The 20,879-nt window shown below is 64.3% G+C and carries 17 protein-coding genes, 1 tRNA gene and 1 pseudogene; 8 read left to right on the forward strand and 11 right to left on the reverse strand.

Going from position 1 to position 20,879, the window contains the following annotated elements:
- Window positions 1–5: 5 nt before the first annotated feature.
- The 6 genes from JJC00_RS21135 to JJC00_RS21160 all read right to left on the reverse strand — a co-directional run bounded on the left by JJC00_RS21135 (window position 6) and on the right by JJC00_RS21160 (window position 11,183).
- Complete coding sequence (locus JJC00_RS21135; RefSeq protein WP_200467889.1) at window positions 6–344, reverse strand: lipid-A-disaccharide synthase N-terminal domain-containing protein; 339 nt, start codon at window positions 342–344, stop codon at window positions 6–8.
- Window positions 341–1,075 carry a glycosyltransferase family 2 protein gene (locus JJC00_RS21140; RefSeq protein WP_200467890.1) on the reverse strand — a complete coding sequence of 245 codons (735 nt, stop codon included), beginning with the start codon at window positions 1,073–1,075 and terminating at the stop codon, window positions 341–343. Before JJC00_RS21140 ends, JJC00_RS21135 begins: the two co-directional genes overlap by 4 nt.
- Before the next feature lie 65 nt (window positions 1,076–1,140).
- Window positions 1,141–1,986: a phosphatase PAP2 family protein gene (locus JJC00_RS21145; protein ID WP_200467891.1), complete on the reverse strand. Its 846-nt coding sequence runs from the start codon at window positions 1,984–1,986 to the stop codon at window positions 1,141–1,143.
- A 1-nt stretch (window position 1,987) separates the two neighbouring features.
- Entirely contained in the window at window positions 1,988–3,730 is a 1,743-nt protein-coding gene (locus tag JJC00_RS21150; RefSeq protein WP_200467892.1) for an ArnT family glycosyltransferase, read from the reverse strand.
- Between the two features lie 50 nt (window positions 3,731–3,780).
- A complete protein-coding gene (pbpC, locus tag JJC00_RS21155) occupies window positions 3,781–5,841 on the reverse strand; it encodes a penicillin-binding protein 1C (RefSeq protein WP_200467893.1) in 2,061 nt (686 codons plus the stop codon).
- A gap of 137 nt (window positions 5,842–5,978) precedes the next feature.
- Entirely contained in the window at window positions 5,979–11,183 is a 5,205-nt protein-coding gene (locus JJC00_RS21160; protein ID WP_200467894.1) for an alpha-2-macroglobulin family protein, read from the reverse strand.
- 403 nt (window positions 11,184–11,586) lie between these two features.
- Here JJC00_RS21160 and JJC00_RS21165 point away from each other — a divergent pair.
- The 5 genes from JJC00_RS21165 to JJC00_RS21185 all read left to right on the forward strand — a co-directional run bounded on the left by JJC00_RS21165 (window position 11,587) and on the right by JJC00_RS21185 (window position 15,641).
- A tRNA-Arg gene (locus JJC00_RS21165) sits at window positions 11,587–11,663 on the forward strand.
- Between the two features lie 827 nt (window positions 11,664–12,490).
- Window positions 12,491–12,763: a hypothetical protein gene (locus JJC00_RS21170; RefSeq protein WP_200467895.1), complete on the forward strand. Its 273-nt coding sequence runs from the start codon at window positions 12,491–12,493 to the stop codon at window positions 12,761–12,763.
- Between the two features lie 490 nt (window positions 12,764–13,253).
- The gene (locus tag JJC00_RS21175) at window positions 13,254–13,679 is read left to right on the forward strand and encodes a DUF2441 domain-containing protein (protein ID WP_200467896.1); all 426 of its coding nucleotides are present in this window, start codon (window positions 13,254–13,256) and stop codon (window positions 13,677–13,679) included.
- 124 nt (window positions 13,680–13,803) lie between these two features.
- The gene (locus tag JJC00_RS21180; RefSeq protein ID WP_200467897.1) at window positions 13,804–15,003 is read left to right on the forward strand and encodes an IS256 family transposase; all 1,200 of its coding nucleotides are present in this window, start codon (window positions 13,804–13,806) and stop codon (window positions 15,001–15,003) included.
- A gap of 428 nt (window positions 15,004–15,431) precedes the next feature.
- Window positions 15,432–15,641, forward strand: coding sequence for a hypothetical protein (locus JJC00_RS21185; RefSeq protein WP_246773869.1), 210 nt, complete (start codon window positions 15,432–15,434; stop codon window positions 15,639–15,641).
- Window positions 15,642–15,670: 29 nt separating this feature from the next.
- Here the strand turns inward: JJC00_RS21185 and JJC00_RS21190 are convergent, their stop codons facing one another.
- Window positions 15,671–16,972 carry a hypothetical protein gene (locus JJC00_RS21190; protein WP_200467899.1) on the reverse strand — a complete coding sequence of 434 codons (1,302 nt, stop codon included), beginning with the start codon at window positions 16,970–16,972 and terminating at the stop codon, window positions 15,671–15,673.
- 138 nt (window positions 16,973–17,110) lie between these two features.
- Between JJC00_RS21190 and JJC00_RS21195 the strand changes: the two genes are divergently transcribed.
- Together JJC00_RS21195 and JJC00_RS21200 are read left to right on the forward strand one after the other, a co-directional pair.
- Window positions 17,111–17,338 carry a DUF2171 domain-containing protein gene (locus JJC00_RS21195; RefSeq protein WP_200467900.1) on the forward strand — a complete coding sequence of 76 codons (228 nt, stop codon included), beginning with the start codon at window positions 17,111–17,113 and terminating at the stop codon, window positions 17,336–17,338.
- Window positions 17,339–17,883: 545 nt separating this feature from the next.
- Window positions 17,884–18,045, forward strand: coding sequence for a hypothetical protein (locus tag JJC00_RS21200; RefSeq protein ID WP_200467901.1), 162 nt, complete (start codon window positions 17,884–17,886; stop codon window positions 18,043–18,045).
- A gap of 139 nt (window positions 18,046–18,184) precedes the next feature.
- Here JJC00_RS21200 and JJC00_RS21205 read toward each other — a convergent pair whose 3' ends face one another.
- From JJC00_RS21205 to JJC00_RS21215, 3 genes and pseudogenes are all read right to left on the reverse strand, one after another.
- Window positions 18,185–19,000, reverse strand: coding sequence for a hypothetical protein (locus JJC00_RS21205; protein ID WP_200467902.1), 816 nt, complete (start codon window positions 18,998–19,000; stop codon window positions 18,185–18,187).
- Between the two features lie 189 nt (window positions 19,001–19,189).
- Window positions 19,190–19,411 (reverse strand): annotated as a pseudogene (locus JJC00_RS21210) (hypothetical protein); the annotation flags it as partial.
- A gap of 74 nt (window positions 19,412–19,485) precedes the next feature.
- Entirely contained in the window at window positions 19,486–19,722 is a 237-nt protein-coding gene (locus tag JJC00_RS21215) for a hypothetical protein (RefSeq protein WP_200467904.1), read from the reverse strand.
- Between the two features lie 263 nt (window positions 19,723–19,985).
- Here JJC00_RS21215 and JJC00_RS21220 point away from each other — a divergent pair, with 263 nt between their 5' ends.
- The gene (locus JJC00_RS21220) at window positions 19,986–20,333 is read left to right on the forward strand and encodes a DUF6481 family protein (RefSeq protein ID WP_200467905.1); all 348 of its coding nucleotides are present in this window, start codon (window positions 19,986–19,988) and stop codon (window positions 20,331–20,333) included.
- Window positions 20,334–20,495: 162 nt separating this feature from the next.
- Here JJC00_RS21220 and JJC00_RS21225 read toward each other — a convergent pair whose 3' ends face one another.
- Window positions 20,496–20,738, reverse strand: coding sequence for a pentapeptide MXKDX repeat protein (locus JJC00_RS21225; protein ID WP_045007240.1), 243 nt, complete (start codon window positions 20,736–20,738; stop codon window positions 20,496–20,498).
- Window positions 20,739–20,879: the final 141 nt, after the last annotated feature.

Here is a 20,879-nt window from a genome sequence, read left to right on the forward strand (position 1 = left end):
CCGCCTCAGCGGTCCAGCGTCTTCGACGTCCGGCCGCGGTTCTTGATGATCAGCATGATGTTGCGGATATAGATGATCGTCGCCAGCGCCTGCCCGAGGATGATCACGGGTTCGCGCTTGACGACGCCATAGACCAGCGTCATCAGTCCACCGCCCATCGAGCAGAACCAGAATGCCATCGGCACTACGCTGTTGCCGGCGCGCTCGCTCGCGATCCACTGCACCAGGAAGCGCGCGGTGAAGAACAGCTGCGCGACCAGGCCGAAGGCGAGCCAGAAATCGAACTTGGCGACGAACACGTCGTAGAAATAGTTATGCAACGCCTGACCAAATTGAATGATCATGCCTTTACCTCGGTCACGTCTGGGGTGGGCTTCTTGCGGCGGATCAGCCACCACACGCCGGCGAGATCCATGATCCCGATCCACAGCCTGTCGAAGAAGCCGTAATTGGACACGCCGGAATGGCGCGGCCGGTCGATCACGTCGACATAGGCAATGTCAAAACCTTCGCGGCGAACCAGCGCCGGCAGGAAACGATGCAGCCCGTCGAAATAGGGCATCGTCAGGAAGACCTCGCGCCGGAACGCCTTCAGCCCGCAGCCGGTGTCGCGCGTGCCGTCCTGCAGGATCGCGTTGCGGACCTTGTTGGCCACCCGCGACTGGAATTTCTTGAAGCCGGTGTCCTTGCGCCCGACGCGCTGTCCCGCGGCCAACCCGACATTGGCGCCCTTCTCGACCGCCGCGATCAGGTCCGGGAGGAAGGCGGGATTGTTCTGGCCATCGCCATCGAGCGTCGCCACGATCACGCCGCGGGCCGCGCGCACGCCACTGCGCACCGCTGCCGACTGGCCGCCTGATTTGGCATGACGCAGCTGCCGCAGATTGTCCCGCTGCGCCATGACCGCCGCGAGCCGCTCGCCGGTCGCATCGGTCGAGCCGTCGTTGACATAGATGATCTCATAGGCCCAGCGCTCACCGAGCGCGGCCGTGATCTCCTCGATCAAAGGCGCAATGTTGTCGGCTTCGTTGCGCACGGGGACGATGATGGAAACCGAGGGCTGGGACGACGACAAATCGAAGCTCGTGGTTGGAATTGGCCCGCCTCCGGGGAACCGGTGCCCCCGGGAAGCAGCCGCTTTTATGGGGCAGATGCCCCGCGGGCAACCCTTTTGAGGCGCCCGGGAAGCGGTCCTGGAAGCGGCACGATGGTGCCGTCGGCCCGGATGGCAAAAGCGAGCCGGCGCGCCGCAAACCAGTAGCGGACCGCCATGGCGCCGACCATGCCGATCAGAGCGCCGGCCGTGACGTCACTCGGGTGATGCGCCAGCAGCACCAGGCGCGTCAGCACGATCACGATTGCGTAAGTGAACATGAACACGCGCAGGCGCGGCCAGAGTGCCGAGACTGCAAATGCCAGTGCAAACGCCGCCACCGCATGCCCCGACGGCAGGCTGGCATAAGCCCCCGTACCATCGAACGGAATGAAGTTGAACGGGTCGGCCTTGCCGCCGACGAAGGGACGCCCGCGGCCAATGAGATATTTCAGGATATCGGCGACGAACGCCGACAGCGCAACAGACAGAAACAGATATTGCAGCCTTGTGCCGAAGCCGAGCAGCAGCGCGCGCCGTGTGCCGTGCATTCTAGCAGCAACGAGCGCCACGACAATCAACGCGACGCCCAGCACCGAGAGCAGATTCTCATCCTTGCCGAAATCGGTGAGGATACGGATCGGCCAGAGCGCCGGCGTGCCGCGCGCCGGCATCAGCTGGATCTCGGTCCCATCGAATGCGAGCATCAGAACAATAATCAGCGCGGCGCCCGCCGCGCTGAGCCACAGCGAGTGCCGCGCCAGTTTTCGCGCAGCTGCTGCGCGGCGCGAATGCGAGGGCGTGCGCACGAGCTGCGCCAGCGCGCTCCCCGCGACCGCGAGCAGCTGCACAGGATAGCTCGCACGCGGTGCGATGGTGGTCGTAGCAGGCATCCTATTCGGTGCCTTCGGAGCGGAAGATCGAGATCGAGATCGCGCGTCCTTGCGAGAAATTATAGCCGTCGATGCGCGCCCCGACCTTGTAGCGCAGCCCGATCGCCTCCGCGCGCTGCACGAAGCTGCGCTCCGAGCGCTGCTCGATCAGCGCAAACCGGCAGCTTCCCTGCCTGAGGAAATCGGCGGCTCCCGATCCGTCGGTCAGCAGCGTCTGGGTGCCCGTCAGGAAGACGAGGCTCGGCTCGTGATAGCCGGCGGACGCCGCTTTGGGCCCGACGCAGGTCACATTGCGCAACGCGCGCGCGACCTCGATGCTCGGAAACAGCGGCGTCAGGGACGGCAGCACGATGCCGTAGACCACGACGGCGAGCATCAGCGCCGCGACCAGCGCGTTGAGCACCGAGCGCTCGGCGCGGTTGTTGTCGTAGAGCCACCAGGCGAACAGTCCGAAGATCAGCGAGGCCGCAATGAACGGCCAGGCCACGAAGGCCGGCTGCCGCGTCAGCATGACGGCGCCGACGACCGCGATGATCGAGCCGCCCGCGGGGATCGCGAACCACCAGGCCGAGCCGCGCGCCAGCCAGGAGCGCGACAACACGTTCCGCTCCAGCGCACCGGCGGTGAGGATCGCAATCGCCGGATAGAGCGGCAGCACGTAATGCGGCAGCTTGGTCAGCACTGCCTCGAACACGATCCAGGACGGGATCAGCCAGGCCAGCAGGAATTGCGCGCCGGGCTCGCGCCGCGCCCGCCACACCGCAGGCGCCGCCATCGCCGCAAGCGGCGCGCCCGGCCAGAAGGTGATCCAGAACAGCGCCAGGTACAGCCCGGGCGGCGCGCCATGGGATTCCTGCGCGCCGATCTTGCTCAGCATGTCGCCGCCGACGGAGTCGGCGAAGAAGGCATCGCCCGCGCGCCAGAAGATCGCGACAAACCAGGGCAGCACCAGCACCAGCATCCACATCAGGCCCCAGACCGGGCGCAGCTTCCACAGCCAGGAGGAGTCGCGGTCCTGGATCGCGAGCGCAACGATGGTCAGGCCTGCGAACATCAGGATCAGCGGACCCTTGATCAGGATGCCGACGGCGAGCGCGGTCCAGAAGATCGCGGGCCAGCTCCAGGGCGGATGGGTTTCGTCCTCGGCGCGCTGCCAGGACAGATAGGCGCGTGCCATCGCCCCCATCGCGGCGACCACGCAGAACAGCAGCATGGCGTCGGTCTTGGCGAGCCGCGCCTCGACGCCGAGCAGCACGGAGGAGCACATCAGAAGCCCGGCAAGCACCGCGGCGCGCCGCGTCACGAAGCCGAGCGCCGCCCAATAGGTCATGAGCACGGCGCCAATCGCCCCCAGCAGCGACGGCAGCCGGTAGACCCAGATCCGGAGTTCAGCCTTCGGCAGCTTCAGCGCAGTCGCGACTTCGACCGCCGCGGATTGCAACCAGTAGATGCCGACCGGTTTCTTGTAGCGCACGTCCTCCTGGAAGCGGATGTCGACATAATCGCCGCTCTCGACCATCTGCTTTGTGGCCTGCGCAAAGCGCGCCTCGTCGCGATCGACCGGCGGAATGGTGAAGAAGCCGGGCAGGAACAGCAGCAGCGCGCACAGCACCAGGAAGCCCACCGCGCGGGCATGGTTGGCGGTGACAAAGTCGAGCATCAGCACGAGCCGGCTGCCCGGATTCACGGGCGTTTTCGGCACGCGGGGCGCTCCAAAACGAGGAGTTGGATAGGTCTCGGCCATTGGTTCCGCTTACGCTGAAACCGCCATCGCCACAACCGCTTAAGGCAAGGTCATTGAATTCGAATGACAACTGTGTCCGCGGCGCCAGTGGCGTCGATCACGGTCAGCCGTGCAAAGCCCGGGCCGGGCGGATCGATCAGGCGCTGGCGCCGTCCGTCGATCTCGCCGAGCGCGGTACCATTGACCATGACAGTCATCGGCAACACCCCGCCGGCAACCTTCACGGGCATGGCGGCGCCGTCTGGCCCATTGGTGCGGTCGACATCGATCCGGGACCCGTTCAGCGGGAATTGAATGTGGAGCGCCTGCTCGCCGCCGGTCCGAACGAGTTCCCCGACGGGGCGGAACCGCTTCAGCGGCAACGGCAACTTCGCGTTGCTGGCGAGCGAGGCTCCCTTTGGCGGCTTCGGCAGCGGGGACAATGTCTTGCCGGTTCGCGCGAAAGCATCGAACAGGATGGGCGCCGCGGCGACCCGGCCGACCAGTCCGGGAACTGGCGCGCCATCGGGCCGCCCGACCCAGACGCCGATGGTCATGCGCCCGTCGAACCCGACCGACCAGGCGTCCCGATAGCCGTAGGAGGTGCCGGTCTTGAAGGCGATACGGTTATGGGCGGCGTTCTCCGGCGGTGGGGTTCCCAGCAGCACGTTGCCGACCTGCCAGGCCGCGACCTGATCCAGCAGCCGCAATGGCTCGCGATTGTCCTGGGCGGCCATGACCTCGCGCAGCGGCTTGGTGGTGCCGAGCCGCGCGACGCCCGCATAGAGCTGCGCGAGATCCTGCAGCGTCACGCCGACGCCGCCGAGGCCCATGGCGAGCCCCGGAGTCTCGTCTTTGGGCAGAATGAGATTGCCGCCGGCCTGCCGCAGCCGCGAGGCCAGCCGGCTCGAGCCGACGCGGTCCAGCAGCACGATCGCCGGCACGTTCAGCGACAATTGCAGCGCCTTCTTCACCGGCACCGTGCCCTGGAACGTCATGTCGAAATTCTCCGGCGCGTAGGAGCCGAAGCGCACCGGGCGATCGTCGATCAGACTATCGGGATGAACAAAGCCGTCCTCGAAAGCCAGGCCATAGATGAACGGCTTCAGCGTCGAGCCCGGCGAGCGAATGGCGCGGGTCATGTCGACCTGCCCGGCCCGGCTCTCGTCGAAATAATCCGCCGAGCCGACGCGGGCGAGCACGTCGCCGCTGTCATTGTCGACCACGATGATGCCGACCGAGATATTCGGCCCCAGAGCAATTGCGCGGTCGCGTGCCAACGGCTCCAGCACCTTCTGAAGATTGGCGTCCAGCGTCAGCTTGATGATCGGCGCGTCCTTGACTGTCGCAAGCGCGCTGTCGGAGGCATGCGGCGCCAGGATCGGCATCGGCTTGCGCAGCTTCGGCACGGGCACGGCCTTGGCCTGCTTGGCATCGTCGACGCTGACCACATGCTCCTCGACCATGCGATCGAGCACGCGATTGCGGGCGATTCGCGCGGCGTCCGGATAGCGGTCGAGACGGCGCGTCTCCGGCGATTGCGGCAGCGCGACCAGCAGCGCTGCTTCGGCCAGCGACAGCCGCTTCGGCTCCTTGCCGAGATATGCGACCGACGCGGCGCGGATGCCTTCGAGATTGCCGCCATAGGGCGCGAGCGCGAGGTAGAGATTGAGGATCTCGTCTTTGCTCAGCCTCCGCTCCAGCTCAATTGCGCGCACGATCTGGTGCAGCTTTGCGTAGAGCGAGCGCTGCCGCCGCGGCTCCATCAGGCGGGCAAGCTGCATCGAGATGGTCGAGCCGCCGGACACGATGTGGCCGCGCGTCGAGAGCTGCACCGCGGCACGGCCCAGCGCCAGCGGATCGATGCCGTCATGGGCGTAGAAGCGCTGGTCCTCACAGGCGAACAGCAGCTTGAGATAGGTCGGATCGACATCGGCCTTGGCCTCGACCGGCAGCCGCCAGCGCCCGTCGGCCATGGCGTATGCGCGCAGCAGTTTTCCGTTGCGGTCGACGATTGTGGTAGAGACGCGCCGCGCTTCGTCGAGCGGCAGCGGACCGAGGGAATAGACCCAGCCGACGAAGCCGATGATGGCGAGGATGAACGCGAGCGCGGCGGCGGAGAGGATGCGCATGCTCGCGCGCCGTTCTCCACGGCAGTCGTTCCGGGACGGCTCGAAGAGCCGAACCCGGAATCTCGAGAGTCCGGGTCTGGTCCTTCGGACCATCCCGGAATGACGAGAGGCTTGGTTGGCCTCACTCATCTCACCACTCACTTCGCCGCCCGCACCTCGACACTGCCCGTGCCGGTGCGGCCGTAGCGCGAGGGACTATACATGTCCTCGACATAGGCCTGCGGCAGCACGTATTTGCCGGGCGAGACCACGCGCACGACATAGGCCACGGTGAAGACCGCCTTGGAGTCCGAGGCACGATCGACCGCAGCAGTGAAGCGGTCGTCACGGAACTCGGTATCTACAGGCTCCTGCCCGTCCTCGATCCAGTCCAGCGTACCACTGTCGCCCGACGACACCAGCTTCGGGTTGTCGATCTCCAGTCCCGCCGGCAGATAGTCGGACACCATGATGTGGCCGTACTCGGGCTTCGCTTCCGTAATCTTCAACACCACGGCGAAGCGATCGTTCTGCTTCACCTTGCTGATGTCCGCCGGCTTGCCGTCGAGCGTGAAGTAGTTCCGCTCGATCTTGAAGCCATTCGACGCGGCCGGCTCTGGCGTGACCGGCGAGCCCGACACCGAGACCACCGCCTGCACCGGCGCATCGCCGGTGTTGGTGATCTTCAGCGGCTTGCCGCTCAGCGTGTCCGCCCTGTAGCTGCGGTAGAGCGCGGTCCTGATCGGCTGGCCGTCGACCTCCATCGAGAGGTTTTCCTTGGCCAGTGCCCGCGCCGCCAGCACCAGCCACGCATTCTCCTGCGTGGAGGTGTAGGGCGTGAGACCGCGCGCGGTCTCGACCCGTGCCACCGCCTGCGTCAGCGTCGCCTTCGGCGCGTTGCCTTCGCTCGCGAGCGAGACGAGTGCCGCGGCATCGCGGAGCTGCGAGCCGTAGTCGGTGCGGCCGAACTCCAGCACCGGCTTTGGCGCGAGGCTGTCGAGGGCTGCGCCATAGACCCGCTCCGCGCGGTTGCGGTCGCCGACGAGAGCCAGCGCCGCCGCGAGCTGAGATTTGGCGATCGGCGTCGCCAGATTGTTCAGCTTGGTATCGGCGAGATAGCGGAGATCGCCGATCGGCGCCGCGCCGTTGCGGGCGAGCACGTAGAGGCCGTAGGCGAGATCGCGGCCGCCGTCCTTCTCCGGCTCATTGCCGTTGACGACGGAGTTGCGGATGCGATCCAGCGCGTTCTTGAACAGCACGTCCGGCACCACAAAGCCCTTTTCACGGGCGCGGGTGAGGAAGTCCGTCACGTAGGCATCGAGCCAGGCATCGTCGCCGCCCGCCGACCACAGGCCGAACGAGCCGTTGGATCCTTGACGGGCCAGGAGCCGCTCGATGGCGTCACGGATGCGGCTATCGACCTCGGTGTCCATGGCGAGATGCGCCCCGGCCGCGAGGTCGTTGACGTAGAGCAGCGGCATGGCGCGGCTCGTGATCTGCTCCGAGCAGCCATAGGGATAGCGGTCGAGCGCTTTCAGGATCGTCGCCGCATCGAGCGCGGTCGACAGGCTTGCCGAGACCGAGACGCTGCCGGTGCCTGGCACGAGGTCGGAGAACATGTCCGAGGTCAGCGTCAGGCTCTCGCCCTTCGCCAGCGTCCGGATCGAGCGCCGCGCCAGCACTTGCGTCGCCGCCTTGACGTCGAGCGCATAATGCCGCGCGAGCGCCAGGCCGTTCGGCCCCTTGATGTCGACGTCGAGCGTCGCCGGCCCCGCCGCGGTCGCGTCGATCGCAAGCGCGAACGAGTTGCGTTGCTTGGCGGCGAGCTTGACCGTGGTGGCGGGGTTGCCTGATATCTTCACCGGTCCGCCCGTCTTCACGTTGATGACGTAGTCGCCGGCCTGCCCCTCGACATTGTCGATCTCGAGATTGACCGTGCCGTGGTCGCCATTGAGCAGGAAGCGCGGCAAGGTCGTGGTCAGCACGACGGGATCGCGGATCACGACGTCGGTATTGGCACGACCAAGCTTGGTCGCGGTCCACGCCACCGCCATCACGCGCGCGGTGCCGGCGAACTCCGGAATGTCGAAGCTCACCTCGGCTGTGCCGTCTGGGCCAACCGTGACGATGCCCGAATAGAGCGCGAGCGGCTTCTGCGCGGGCGGCGAGCCCTGCAGCTCGGCAGCGCCGGCGTCGCCGCCGGATTTGATCTGTCCGCGCGTGCCCGACATGCCGTCGATCAGTTGCCCATAGAGATCGCGGATCTCCGCGCTCAGGCGGCGCTGGCCGAGATAATAATCATCCGGTGCCGGCGGCTTGTAATTGGTGAGATTGAGGATGCCGACATCGACCGCTGATATCACGACCTTGGCGTCCTCGCCCGGATTGAGCCCGTCGAGCTTGACCGGAATCTTCAGCGTCGCGTTCGGACGGATCAACGCCGGCGGCGTCAGCTTCACCTGGAGCGTGCGCGTCTGCTTGTCGATCCCGAACCATTTCAGGCCGATCGCGCGACCCGGCATGCGCTGGGCGGCCGCATCGAGCGGACGGCGCAGCGTCGCCACCACATAGGCGCCGGTGCCCCAGTCCTTGCCGACCGCGAGCTTCACCTGCGTGGTGCCTTCCTTAACGTCGATGGTCTGCGTTGTCAGTAGGCGATCGCCGAGAACGTTGACGGTGAGCTTGCCGGCGGAGCGGACGTTGACCGACACGGTCATGGTGTCGCCGGATGAGTATTGCGGCTTGTCGATCGAGGTCTCGAGCAGGTCCGGCGTATCGGCGCTGCCGTCGGAATACCAGCCGACGTCGAACTGCACCGAGGTCACCGGGCCGTCGGCGTCGTTCGACTTCACGTCCAGCCGGTAGCGGCCGGGCTGCGGTGCGAGCGCAATCCGCGACGGCTTGTCCGCCGCGATTGTGACGTCACCGTCGGCGACGCGCGAGGTCGACTTGACCGGCTCGTACTCCCAGTAATTGTTCTGCCGATACCATTGGTAGCGCGACTCCATCTTCAAGAGCTCGTAGCGCAGACCGTCGCGCGGAAGCGTCTTGCCCTCGGGTGAGACGAACACGACATCGAACTCGGCCTTATCGCCCTCGGCGACGTTCTTGTCGCCGAACAGCGGCTTGATGCCGATCAGGGCAGTCGCCGGCGCGACCGGGAGCACGAGCTTGCGCTCGACGGCACGTCCCCCCGTCTCGACCATGCGGACGAAGATCTGCGCTTCCTGCGGACGCGTGGAGGCCGGCTGCTTCTCCAGCGTCACCGGGAAGGTCGCAATGCCATTGGCGTCGGCCTCCGGCAAGTTCTCCAGCGGCGTGCGCTCGTTCGAGGTGGTCTGTTCGTCATCGACGCCGAACTGGTAGCCGGCAAAGCCAGGGCGTTCGCTCGCGGGTGCGATCAGCATGTCGCCTTCGAGCTGGAGACCAGATGCGGGCGCGCCATAGAGGAAATGACCGTCCGCCTTAAGCTCCACAGGAGCGTTAGCTTTGATCAGCTTGTCCTTGGCGGACAAGTCGAATTCGATCCTGTCGGGGACGTAGTCCTCGACCATAAAGGTGGTCTCGCCAACCGAATATCCCTTCGGATCGGTGAAGGCGCGCACCCGCCAAGTGCCGGTCGGAACCGCCGAGTTCAGCGGCACGGCAAGCGTGCGGCCACCGGCGCCCTGGTCGGCGAGCTGAGCGCGGCGGAATTCGACACCATCGGGACGCTCGATCACCAGGGTCAGGGGCCCGCCGGTGACGGCCTTGCCCTGCCCGTCGCGCAAGAGCCCGGTGAGATAGACGGTCTCGCTGGAGCGGTAGACACCGCGCTCGGCATAGACGAAGGCATCGGCGCCAACAGGCACCACGCGGCCCGCGACACCGCGGTCGGACAGATCAAAGGCCGAGGTCTTCAGGCTGAGGAAGGCGTAGTCGGCCTTCTCGCCGGTGACCGTCAGCATCGCCGGCGACAGGCCGCCCTCGCCGCGCGCGAGCCCCGCCTCGAACAGCACGTGGCCGGCATCGTCGGTCTTGCGCGTCGCCAAAATCTCGTTGTTGCGGGCGACCAGCCGCACCTCGGCTTTGCCGACCGGGTCGGTCGAGGCCAGCGAATTGACGAAGACATGAATGCCGTCATTGCCGGAATAGGCGGTAACGCCGAGATCGGAGACGATGAACCATTGGGTGGCGAGCTGGTAATCGTCGTCGCTGCCCGCGCCCTTGGCCGCTGCCGTCATCACATAGACGCCGGGCTGGAGCTCGCCCAGCGCCTGGTCGACCGGAAACGCCGTGATGACGTCCTGATTCAGCGTCATCGCGGTCGCGAGCTCGCCGGACCACACTTTGACACCACGCTCGCCGCCGAGATCGCTGAGCTGGTATTTCGATAGCGTCTTCTGGAAGTCGCTGTCGACCACCGTGTTGATCAAATTGCGATCGCCGATCCGGAACACGTTGACGGTGACCGCGGGCGTGTTGACGCTGATCACGGGAATGCCGCGCTGGCCAGTCCGCGGCAGCACATAGGCGCGGCTGGTGAAGCGCACGAACGGCTTGCGGTCGCGCACATAGACGTTGAACTCGGCCGATTTCGGCAGGCCTTCCTTTACGGTCGACGGCAGACCGGCGCGCAGATTGATATTGTAGCGCTCGCCGTGCTTCAGTCCGTCGACGCAGAGCTGCTTGCCCTCGGCCGACAGTGCCGGCATGTCCTGGCCGGCGAGCGCAAGGAACGGCGCGAAGTCGGTGCGCTTGGCGAGCTCTTCCGAGAACTGGAAGCAGGCGCGCGGGCTCGCCGAATCCGAGTCCACGGTATAGTCGAGCAGCCGGAAGCCATGCTCGTCGCGCAGCTTCTCGTAATTTCCGCGGACGTCGGCGACCTCGCGCATGTCGAGCGACAGCCGCAATGCGTCCAGCGCCGGCCGCCATAGCTTGCGTTCGGCGAGCGACTTGCCAAGCACGGCGAGCGCATCCGCCTCCTCGCCCGGATTGCCGGCGCGCATGTAGGCGATGTAGGCGGCGGTCGAGGCGCGCTCCAGCAGGAAGGTCTGCTCGCTCGAGCTCTTCGGCGTGATCTGGAAGATGACTTTTGCGAGCCGCAGCCAGTTGCCGGCGTCATCAGGCGTGACGGCGGCGATCTGGCCGAGAACCGAGAGCCCGGTGCGGTAATCGCTGCGCTTGAAGGCGGCATCCGCGTCGGTACGCAAGGTCGCACCGGTCTTGGCGACCGGCCCGGCCTCGCTCTTGATCTGCGTCTCCAGCTTGATGGCGGAATCAGCGAGATCGTCGCGCTTGAACGCCTTATCGGCGGCCTGCGCGATGCTAAGGCCGAGCGCCAGCGCGGCGCAGAGGGTGACGGCGCGAACCAGACCGATCATGAAGGGACTCCCGGAAATCGCGGACGAACGCCGCGGCGGCGATAAAGTGCGCGGAAAGGTGACGGACTCATGGCGATGGAACCAAAGGTGCAAAACGTCGCATTCGCCATGGCAAGGCACGCCCAGAGGAGACCGATCGAGATATCGCAGCACACGCCGTCCTGTGGCGCAGCAATACCGGACCAATCGACCGGCGGCCGTGTCCCGGAAGCTAGTCAGCGCCCCCGGCGATGTGATCCATCGTCCAGTACGCTGCCGCTCAACCCGGCACCCTGACACTCCGCCGTTCCGCTTTGTCGCGGCATGGAGGAAAAGGGTTCGGTTCAGGCTTGGCGAAAGACCAGATTTTTCATATTGGCATGATATATGAACAGCCGGCCCCCAAACCGGGGCGGCCGAGGACGGTCCCGTAGCTCAACTGGATAGAGCATCAGATTTCTACTCTGAGGGTTGCAGGTTCGATTCCTGCCGGGATCGCCACAATTCCTTCAGCCAAATCAAACGCTTGATCTCAGTTCGCTTTCGTTCTCGACGTTCTTTGTGTGTTGCAAGCTGCTGCCATCTGCCACCATTGAAATCAACGACTTACGAAGTGATACCATTCGCTCCGCGCAACACGGACGCAACGTGGCTTTTCGCGCTTCGTTCACGACTTGGATCGATGCGCCGTGATCGCGGGGTTGGCTACTCTCCGCAGCACGTACGTCACCTTGCCGGTCTGTCCACAGCTAGGACACTTGGGTTTCAGCACCGCCAACAGGTCCGCAGGGAGGTCCTTGTAGTTTGTTATGGCGAGCTTGCCGCCATCGAAGCCTTCCAAGCTGTAGGACTCCCACAGACCGCTGTGTGGGGCGTCATTCTCTCGGCACCGAAGCCGGCCCAGGTGACCACATTCGCAAACAAGAGCTTCATAAGTGCTTGTGGTCATAGCTGGGTCGAGCCTCTGCCAAATATCCGGGGAAAACGAGTAAAGCGTACCTTACAACCGGCGGGCGTGTCTTCTACCCTTCTCTCCGAATCGTGGTGCAGCGAAGGGAAATTGCTCCGTGCCGGAAACTAACGATGTGGCGAGATTCTTCGAGCGGACATTGTACGGCAGGCAGACCGGCCGCCAACTGCTGCTGCGATCGGGCGCAGAAAGGCCGCGAGCTATTGCAAAATGCGAATGGTGCCGCGACCTGACATTTAGACCCGCGGATGAGCTGTCGAAGTCATCCGGCTTCAGTCAGGTTCTCAAGTCTGCAAGGCACCATGGATTTGCGATCGTCACGCAGTTGAATTAACGCAGCACCCCCACAAAGGATAATATGGCAACGAGAATAGCCGTAGCTTGGTTGCTCGAACGCGACTGGCAAGTCTGGCAAGCACTCGATCGAGAGATGCCCGATTATCCACGCTGGCTCGCCAAAATTGAAGCCGCCATGAAACAGGTCAAGGCTTCAGGCGCTCAAACGGAGAAAATAGAAATTGATCCGGACACCTTCGTCGCGTGGTGCAAAGCGAATGAAAAGAAGGTCGGACGCGACTCGCGATCTCAATATGCCGCACAAATGTTGATGCAGCGGCTTACGGCGCACTGACTAGTGGAAGCTCTCCGGCAAGTCTGGGAAATTATCCTGAGATCGCCGGAGGTCATTCGATCTCTGTTGCCTTGGGATGTCGGACAATCTCAATGGCTGCTGTGGGGCAGCGTTGCGCTATTCGTCGTGGCCGCACGGATCCTCAGTAATCTCTTTGGATGGTTTTGCGGACGGCTCGTGGGTCGCCTTACCCAGCCTCGGCGGTAGTGATGCACTCCCAATGACCCAACGGAAGATGTCTCTCGGACCCAAGCTCCTCCTCATCTGGTGGATCATCGTGCTGGTCTTCGGCCTTCTCGGAAACCTCTCCATCGCAGTCACCGCGTTTAACTCGGGCAACTCAGCTCCGGGGTTGGTCTTCGGCGCGCTTGGAGTCGGCTGCGCGGTCATGCTCTACCGAACTTATATCTATCGAAACGACGTTCGGCACTGAAGCTGATCAGCGTGCCGCAGAGAGCGTTCAAAACCGGCTCCTAGGAGTGTAGAAGGAATGCCCTACTTTGCTTGCTCCCTGCTGCTGGAGGCAGGATCAGTAGTACGTCCCGGCAATTGGGGACGTATCGTCCGCCTTATCGGTAACAGACACACGGAGTGGCCCCGAGAGACCATCCTGGAGGAAGTCAGGGCAAAAGAGTTTCCCGCCCTTCCATCGCGCTTCGACTGCGCCTTCGTCATAGACGCGGAAGAAGAAGCTCGGTTCTATTTTTCTAAGTTCGCTCCACTGGCGGTTCTTTACGAAGTAGCGCTTATTGGTCCGGCCGCGAAATCGCACGAAGCAGATTGGAAGGGCACCGGACCTTACGACGACACAAAAGAATGGGCGCGGCGCTACTGGCGCGGTGATGTCATGCCCCATCCAGAGACGCACATGAGGCTTCGCGAGGGTCGTGTCCCAGCTGATGGTGTAGCTCGGTAGAGCAAAGCCGTCCGCACGCGCGCCCCCACATAGCGCCGTAGCGGGCGGACGGCTTTGCGGTGGTCATCGATGATTCGTCGGTAGGGTCGGGTTGCTGACACCAACCTGATTCGAGGAACCACCGATGACCGACGAGATGATGAACCTGCGCGCGCTCATGGAGAAGACCCCTGATGCCGATCTGTTGCGCGAGATGATCGGCTTTGCGGCCCAGCGGCTGATGGAGCTGGAAGTCGAAGGCCAGACCGGAGCGGGCTATGGCGAGAAGAACCCCGAACGTCTGGCCCAGCGCAACGGCTACCGCGACCGGATCTGGGAGACCCGCGCCGGCGCAGTTGAGCTGCGTATTCCCAAGCTGCGCAAGGGCTCCTACTTCCCGGGCTTCCTGGAGCCACGCCGCATGGCCGAGAAGGCGCTGACCGCCGTGGTGCAGGAAGCCTATGTGCAGGGCGTCTCGACCCGCTCGGTGGACGACCTCGTGCAGGCCATGGGCATGACCGGCATCTCGAAGAGCCAGGTGAGCCGGCTGTGCGGCGAGATCGACGACAAGGTGAAGGCCTTCCTCGCCCGGCCGATCGAGGGCGACTGGCCATATCTGTGGATCGACGCCACCTACGTGAAGGTGCGCCAAAATGGCCGCATCGTCTCGGTCGCGGTGATTATCGCGGTCGGCGTCAACAGTGACGGCCGCCGCGAAGTGCTCGGCATGGACATCGGTCCCTCCGAAGCCGAGACGTTCTGGACGGCATTCCTGCGCAAGCTTGCTCGCCGCGGCCTGCGTGGCGTCAAGCTGGTCGTCTCCGACGCTCACGAGGGCATCAAGGCCACCGTCGCCAAGGTGCTCAACGCCACCTGGCAGCGTTGCCGCGTCCACTTCATGCGCAACGCGCTGGCGCATGCCGGCAAGAGTGGGCGGCGCGTCGTCTCCGCCTTCATTGCCACCGCGTTCGCCCAGGACGATGCCGAGGCCGCGCGAACCCAATGGCGGAAGGTCGCCGATCAACTCCGCCCCAAGCTGCCCAAGCTGGCCGGCTTCCTCGACGAAGCGGAGACCGATGTGCTGGCCTACATGACATTCCCGCCGCAGCATCGAACCAAGCTGCACTCGACCAACCCGATCGAGCGCCTCAACGGCGAGATCAAGCGGCGCACCGAGGTGGTCGGCATCTTCCCCAACGAGGATGCCATCGTCCGCCTCATCGGCGCGATCCTGCTCGAGCAGAACGATGAATGGGCCGTCCAGCGCGCCCGCTACATGACGCTGGAAACCATCGCGCCGTTGAGCGATGATCCAACCGTCAGCTTTCCGGCTATCGCCAGCTGACCAGTCCGGCCCTTGCCGGCGAACGCGGTGTCCCACCGCCAGTTACACCACTCCCTGGGACACGATCTTCGCGAGCGACTTACGATGTCTCGGCTGCGCATCGTCAATCAACTGACGTAGTTGCGGTCGCAACACCACTGCAACACGATGGCCGCAACCCATTGATACTATTATGCGTCGGGCAGATTTCTACTCTGAGGGTTGCAGGTTCGATTCCTGCCGGGATCGCCAAGCCTCATTCTTGTCGACGCGCGCCAGCGTTCATGATTAACGCGCCGCCCCTCGCCCATCGCAAATCTGTCGTCCTTCACGAACGCGTGGGTAACCTTACGCTGGTCTTTGAACCGTGCGGACGCGCCCTATCTATGCGCGGCGGGCGAACTGCGCCCGATCATGGACTGTGAATGCCGCGAGCCGAATTGACGAGAATGGGGATTGCCTTTGCGGTGGCGATCGTCGCGATGTCGTTTCTGGCGCTCGACGCAGTCGTGGACATCAACTCCAGCACGATCGCAAAGCGGATCGAGATGGCGCAGGCGACCATTGCCGACGCCGCCAAGAGCCAGCATAAGCTCGCTTCCGCCGTTCAGGCCTGGGCGCGCAGGAGCTACCAGAAGCAGGCGTCGGCGATCGAGTGATTCTGGCGCAGCGATAATCGGCGAGCACATCAAAGATTTGCCGAGAGTTGCGAACCAAGCCGACATTGATTCGACCTCCACCATTCGGCAATCGCCACTGCAAGACCATTCCACAGCTCCGTCGGCAAATCCGGCACCGCGACCCGGACGCTGTACCGATCCGTGGTCGCGTCGTGAAACCACTCGGTCGCGGCGAAATCGAACCCGAAGCTGCCGGCGTGGCGGATCGGATATCCCTTCCCGCTCAGATCATGGCTCATGGCTTCGGCGGCTTGCCGTGCACTCGCCTCGTCAAGAGGACGGCGGGCGCGGAGCGTGACGTAGAGACCGTGGGTGAAGTGGAGTTCGGCCGAGAGCGAGGCGAGCTCGCGCGCAAAAAACCGCGCCGTATGGCGGCCATTGCGCAGGATGGCTGCGACGCGCCTCTTCGTTAACGCCCAATAGGCATCGCTGCCCACGTAGGGCGGGAAGTGTGCCGGCAGCGCCGCCCCGCCCAGAAGCCGGACCGCGTTGCGAGCATCCGCGGCAAGGCGCCCGACCATCGAACCGCCCGTTGCGGCGCGCTGCTCGTCCCAGCCGACGAAAACCGCCGAGCCGAGCCTTCCGTATTCCGCGCCGAGCGAATCCAGCTTGTTATGGCTTCGCACCATCACGACTGGAATCTTGCATCGCTGTCCCCAGCGCAGGACGCGCCGGATGCGACCCGACCGTCCGGCAAAGCATGTCGTGTCGAAGACCAGCAGATCGAGCGCCGAACCGTCGCAGCGCAGGACGGCCTCGAACGCCCCGGCAGAGACACATGAATCCAGCAGCAGAATTCGGGGTACACCGGCGTGGGCAAACGCATCAGCCAGCGGCAGCCTCAGCGTGACGGGCCGCAGGTTTGGGACAAGGCGCTCGATCAGCTCCAGCGTCTCACCGTAAGAGCCCGGTAGCACCAGAATGTCGCCATTGGGGAGAGCCGCCGCCGAAGCCAGCAGCAGCGTCGAGATCGCGGCCATGCCGGAGGCGGCATAAATCGCCTCGCTGGTGCAGCCGTGCTCGAGTTCATAAAACGAAGGGCCGCTGACACTGAGATCTGCCCGCTGATAGTCGTAACTGAATACAAACGGACCGCTCGCAGGCCTGGCCGAGGCCGACCACGCCGTCTCCGTCGCCTTCCAGTCCTGCAGCTCGTGCTCCGCACGCAGCATGGCGGCGAGCTGGAATTTTACCTTGACGGCCTCGTCCACCGATTGCGGACAGGGCAAGGGTCGCGGGTTTCTCAGGCAATCGTTCAGCAGCCCGATTTCCCTGTGCTTCCGCGCCAGATAGGCCTCAATGGTCTCCATGCGATTCTTGGTGTGACGATCGAAAAGCTTCCATCGTCCCTTCAACGTCTGGCGCGTGCCGGAGATCCAAAGGTCGGCCCGCACCTTCGTTGCAACGAAGATGCGTTCGGCACGTTGATGCTACCCAAGGAGGACAGCATGTCGAACATCAGAGAACACATGAAGATCATCGGCAAGGACGGCGTGCATGTCGGCACTGTCGATCGCGTCGAGGGAAATCGTATCAAGCTGACCCGGATGGACAGTCCGGAAGGTCACAAGGACCATCACCACTACATCGACACGAAATACGTTGGTGCGGTCGAGGGCGACGTCGTCAAGCTTTCGATGAATGCCGACGCCGTCCCGAAGACGGAAGCCGCCTAATCCGGGAAAGCCTCCGCTCGTTTGTTCACGATCCGACTCCGCTTCGTTCGCCAAGCACGAATCGAAACGCGAAATTGGCGTCCAGGTGAATCTTAACGCCGCGTAAAATCAGCTCCTTCGCTCGTCGTCGCGCCGATCGCGAGCGAGCTGATGCCAGGCCAGGGCGAGCTCGATGAGTCGTTGCCGGTCGGGGCCTTCGGACGCCGCGGCGCGCTTCATCGCCGCCTCGGCTTCATGCTGAGGGTCGTACTTCGTACACATGCGGCTAACTTTAACCGGCCGATATGGACAAGTGCGTGGCAATTTCGTCCGTATGATTGCGGTGGACCAAGGTCGCAACGTCGTGCGCGTTTCCGCACGATGTTACCGCGACGAATTTGAAGCGCGACCAGGAACTGCGCGAGCGCGATTTGCGCACAAACCGGTGAGGCCGCTTTCATTCTGGCGGATCTGTGAATTGCATCACAGCCGAGTTCCGGCGGGTTCGCTAAACGATGCTTTACGCGCCGCAAGAACGCGACACAGGAAGGATGGTTGTTTCCGTCATGGCACAAAAGGCCGAAGCCGCAGCACGGGCTGGCGCATCACCGCGCAAGATCGACCTGTTCGGTCTCTCCCTTCTCGCAGCCATCGTCCTGGCGATGACAGTCTGGATCGGCGGCCTGGTCTGGGCCGCGATGGCGTTCCTGACCTGGCTCGTCTCCTAAGCGCAATGCGCCAGAGAAAAGTTGAGACAGTTGTGTGCGTCGCCACAACGTTGTCGGACCTCGTCTCCACGCAGGCGCAAACGCAAATGAGGCGGGCACCGGACCCGCCTCATTCATGTTGGATTGCGGTTTGAGAAGTTCAGTAGCAGGCGCGCGGATCGGCCTGCACATACTGGCCGCTCGGATAGCGGTAATAGCAATTGCCCTCAGCGAGATAGTAGCCGGGGCGCGAAGCGGCGGTGGCGCCGGCGATTGCGCCCGTCGCGCCACCGATCACGGCGCCTGCGGCCGCACCCGAGGCGTTGCCGGAAATCAGGCCGCCAAGCACGCCGCCGACGATGGCCCCGCCGAGCGCGCTCGCGCCGGGATCTGCGGGCGGCGGTGGAGGCGGCGGTTCATAGGCGACCGGCGGACCCGGCGGCGCGTAGGCCACCGGCACATCGTCGATGTAGTCTTCGGAAATGTAGGCGGGCGGGCCGTCCATCCGCTGGGGATAATAGTACCAGACGCCGCCGACATCCCACCACCAGCCAGAGCGGCCGTTGTGGACCTCGTGGCGCCAGCGTCCGCCGTCCCAGGCGAGATTGCCGCGGTAGGCTTGTCCGTCCCAGTCGCGCGCCGGTGCGGGGCCGCGTGCCGTGTAGCGACCGGGTCCCGGCGGCGGGCCTCCGGCGGCGCGCGGACCGGGACCATGCGGGCCGGGAGCCGCTGCTGGACCTGGGCCCGGAGCCATATGGGCCTGGCCGGCGGGCTGAGGCCCGGGGTGCGCGGCCTGCTGCGGCGGAGGACCCTTGCGCATGTTCTGATTGGCCGGAGGCGGGCTACCGGCGCCCTGCCCCTGCGGCTGGCCGACGCCCTTCGGCGGACCCGCGTCCTGCGCTTGCGCGGAGAACGCCAGCAACGACATGGCCGAAACCATGGGAATGATAACCTTCATGCGGCTGGACGCACTCATGCGTGCTTACCCCTCAACCTTCGCAAATTGCCGTAGTCCACGCGCGATAGACGATTCGGATCGCGCCTGGGTGATGCCGGCGGACATAACTGACTTGTCAAACTGAGCCGACAAGCCGGCTGTGTCCCGTTACAAATGATTAAGATCACGGCATTTTTTCGTCCGGACGCGTCCCGCCGAAACCGGTCTGCGGGCGGGCTCGATCACGTTGCAATTGCTCCGCCCCGACATCAGGCAGTCCTGCATCTTGCTGGCGGCCGTGAGGTCACGGGCGAGCCACAGCCCGACACCGAGGATGACAGCGGCAATGATCAGCCCCGCGATCGCGCCGCGGCGGCTGTCGCCGGATTGGGGTTTTGGCGGCGCGCTGGGCTTATCGGCAGGATCAAGCTTGGTTTCAGGGTTGGACATGGGGACCTTGTCGCTCGCTGAGGCCTTTATCACCTCTGCGACGTCGCGTCACATCCCGCTCAATCCGTCGCCGCTCAGCCCCTGGTCGGCCTCAGCGCCTCCTTGCGCGAGGTCTCGACCGCCGGGATCGCCTGCTGCGCACGCGGCGCGCAGCTCGTCAGGATGAATGCGGTCTGGGTACACTCCCAGGCGGCTCCCAGGACGGTGCTTTCGATGGGTTGCGGGCGGGCAGCCAACAGCACCGCACCTGCGACCGCCGCAGCGGCAAATGTGATTGCAAGGGCCTTCAGGCTCAGCCGGAAAAGGATCATGCCCGTGCTCCGTATCGGGGCGGACGCTAGGCGCCGCCGTTGGGTGCCCCTTATGAAGGACATCACAATTCGGCAGTTTTTCCGGGCTACGAAGGATCGGCTGGTCCAGCGATTTCGTTGACCTGATCGGCTGCGATTATGGGTGGCTTCGCGGCGCGTGGCGATGTACACGCTTCTGCGTCGCGTGGTGCCTGCTTGTGCCCAGCCGACGTACCAACAGCCAGTGATGTAGGATCGAAAGCGAGGATGACAAGGTTCGTTCGATGAGTGGATTCAGGGAACCAGGATTCTCCGACCGGCAAAAGGCCGCTCAGGAAGCACGCAAAAATCTTTTGAACAAATTCAAGTCGCAGCCGGGTCACGACGACCCGGAGGTGGCGGCACGTCGTGCCGAGCGCGAGGCGCTCGCGGCCAAGCGCGCTGAGGCAAAGGCGACGCGCGAGGCCGAAAAGGCCGAGCAGAAGCGCATTGCGGAAGAGGCTGCAGCTGCGGAAGCCGCGCGGCTCGCCCGCGAAGCGGAAGAAGCGGTCGCCAGGCAGGCCGAAATGGAGGCCGAGCAAAAGGCCAAACGCGACGCCCGCTACGCTGCCCGCAAGGCCAAGCGGAAGTAACGTTCAAATCAAATTGAACCGAGGCAAGCCTCGGTTCACACGGCAGTTCGAAATGGTCCCCCCACCGGGGCGCGCGTGAATGCGCGGCCCGATGGCAGGCTACGAACGCCGTCCAATCGCAAGCGCGCCTCGGCGAGACGCGTCGTGACGACCGGTGGAAGATCAGTTCTTCTTCATCATCCCGTCGTCTTTCTTCATGCCATCCTTCGACATCGTGTCCTTCTTCATGCCGTCGTCCTTGGACATGGTGTCTTTCTTCATCCCGTCCTTGGACATCGTGTCCTTCTTCATCATGCCGTCATCCTTGCCCATCTTGTCCTGAGCAAAAGCGGCCGGCGACAGCGCCAGGCCAAGCGAGAGAGCGGCAGCCGAGACGCCGAGCACGATGCGGGTGCGAATGGTCATGAGAAATGTTCCCTTCGAGATGGTGTTTGTCAGCGACGGTTGCCGCTATTCAACCTCGACGAATCGACGCGCATGCTTGTTACGCGACGTTGCGAATTTTTTCGGAGGTGACCCGGCGCCCTGCGCGATCGCCCCTGACGA

It is taken from the genome of Bradyrhizobium diazoefficiens, from assembly GCF_016616885.1.
Lineage (GTDB): Bacteria > Pseudomonadota > Alphaproteobacteria > Rhizobiales > Xanthobacteraceae > Bradyrhizobium > Bradyrhizobium diazoefficiens_F.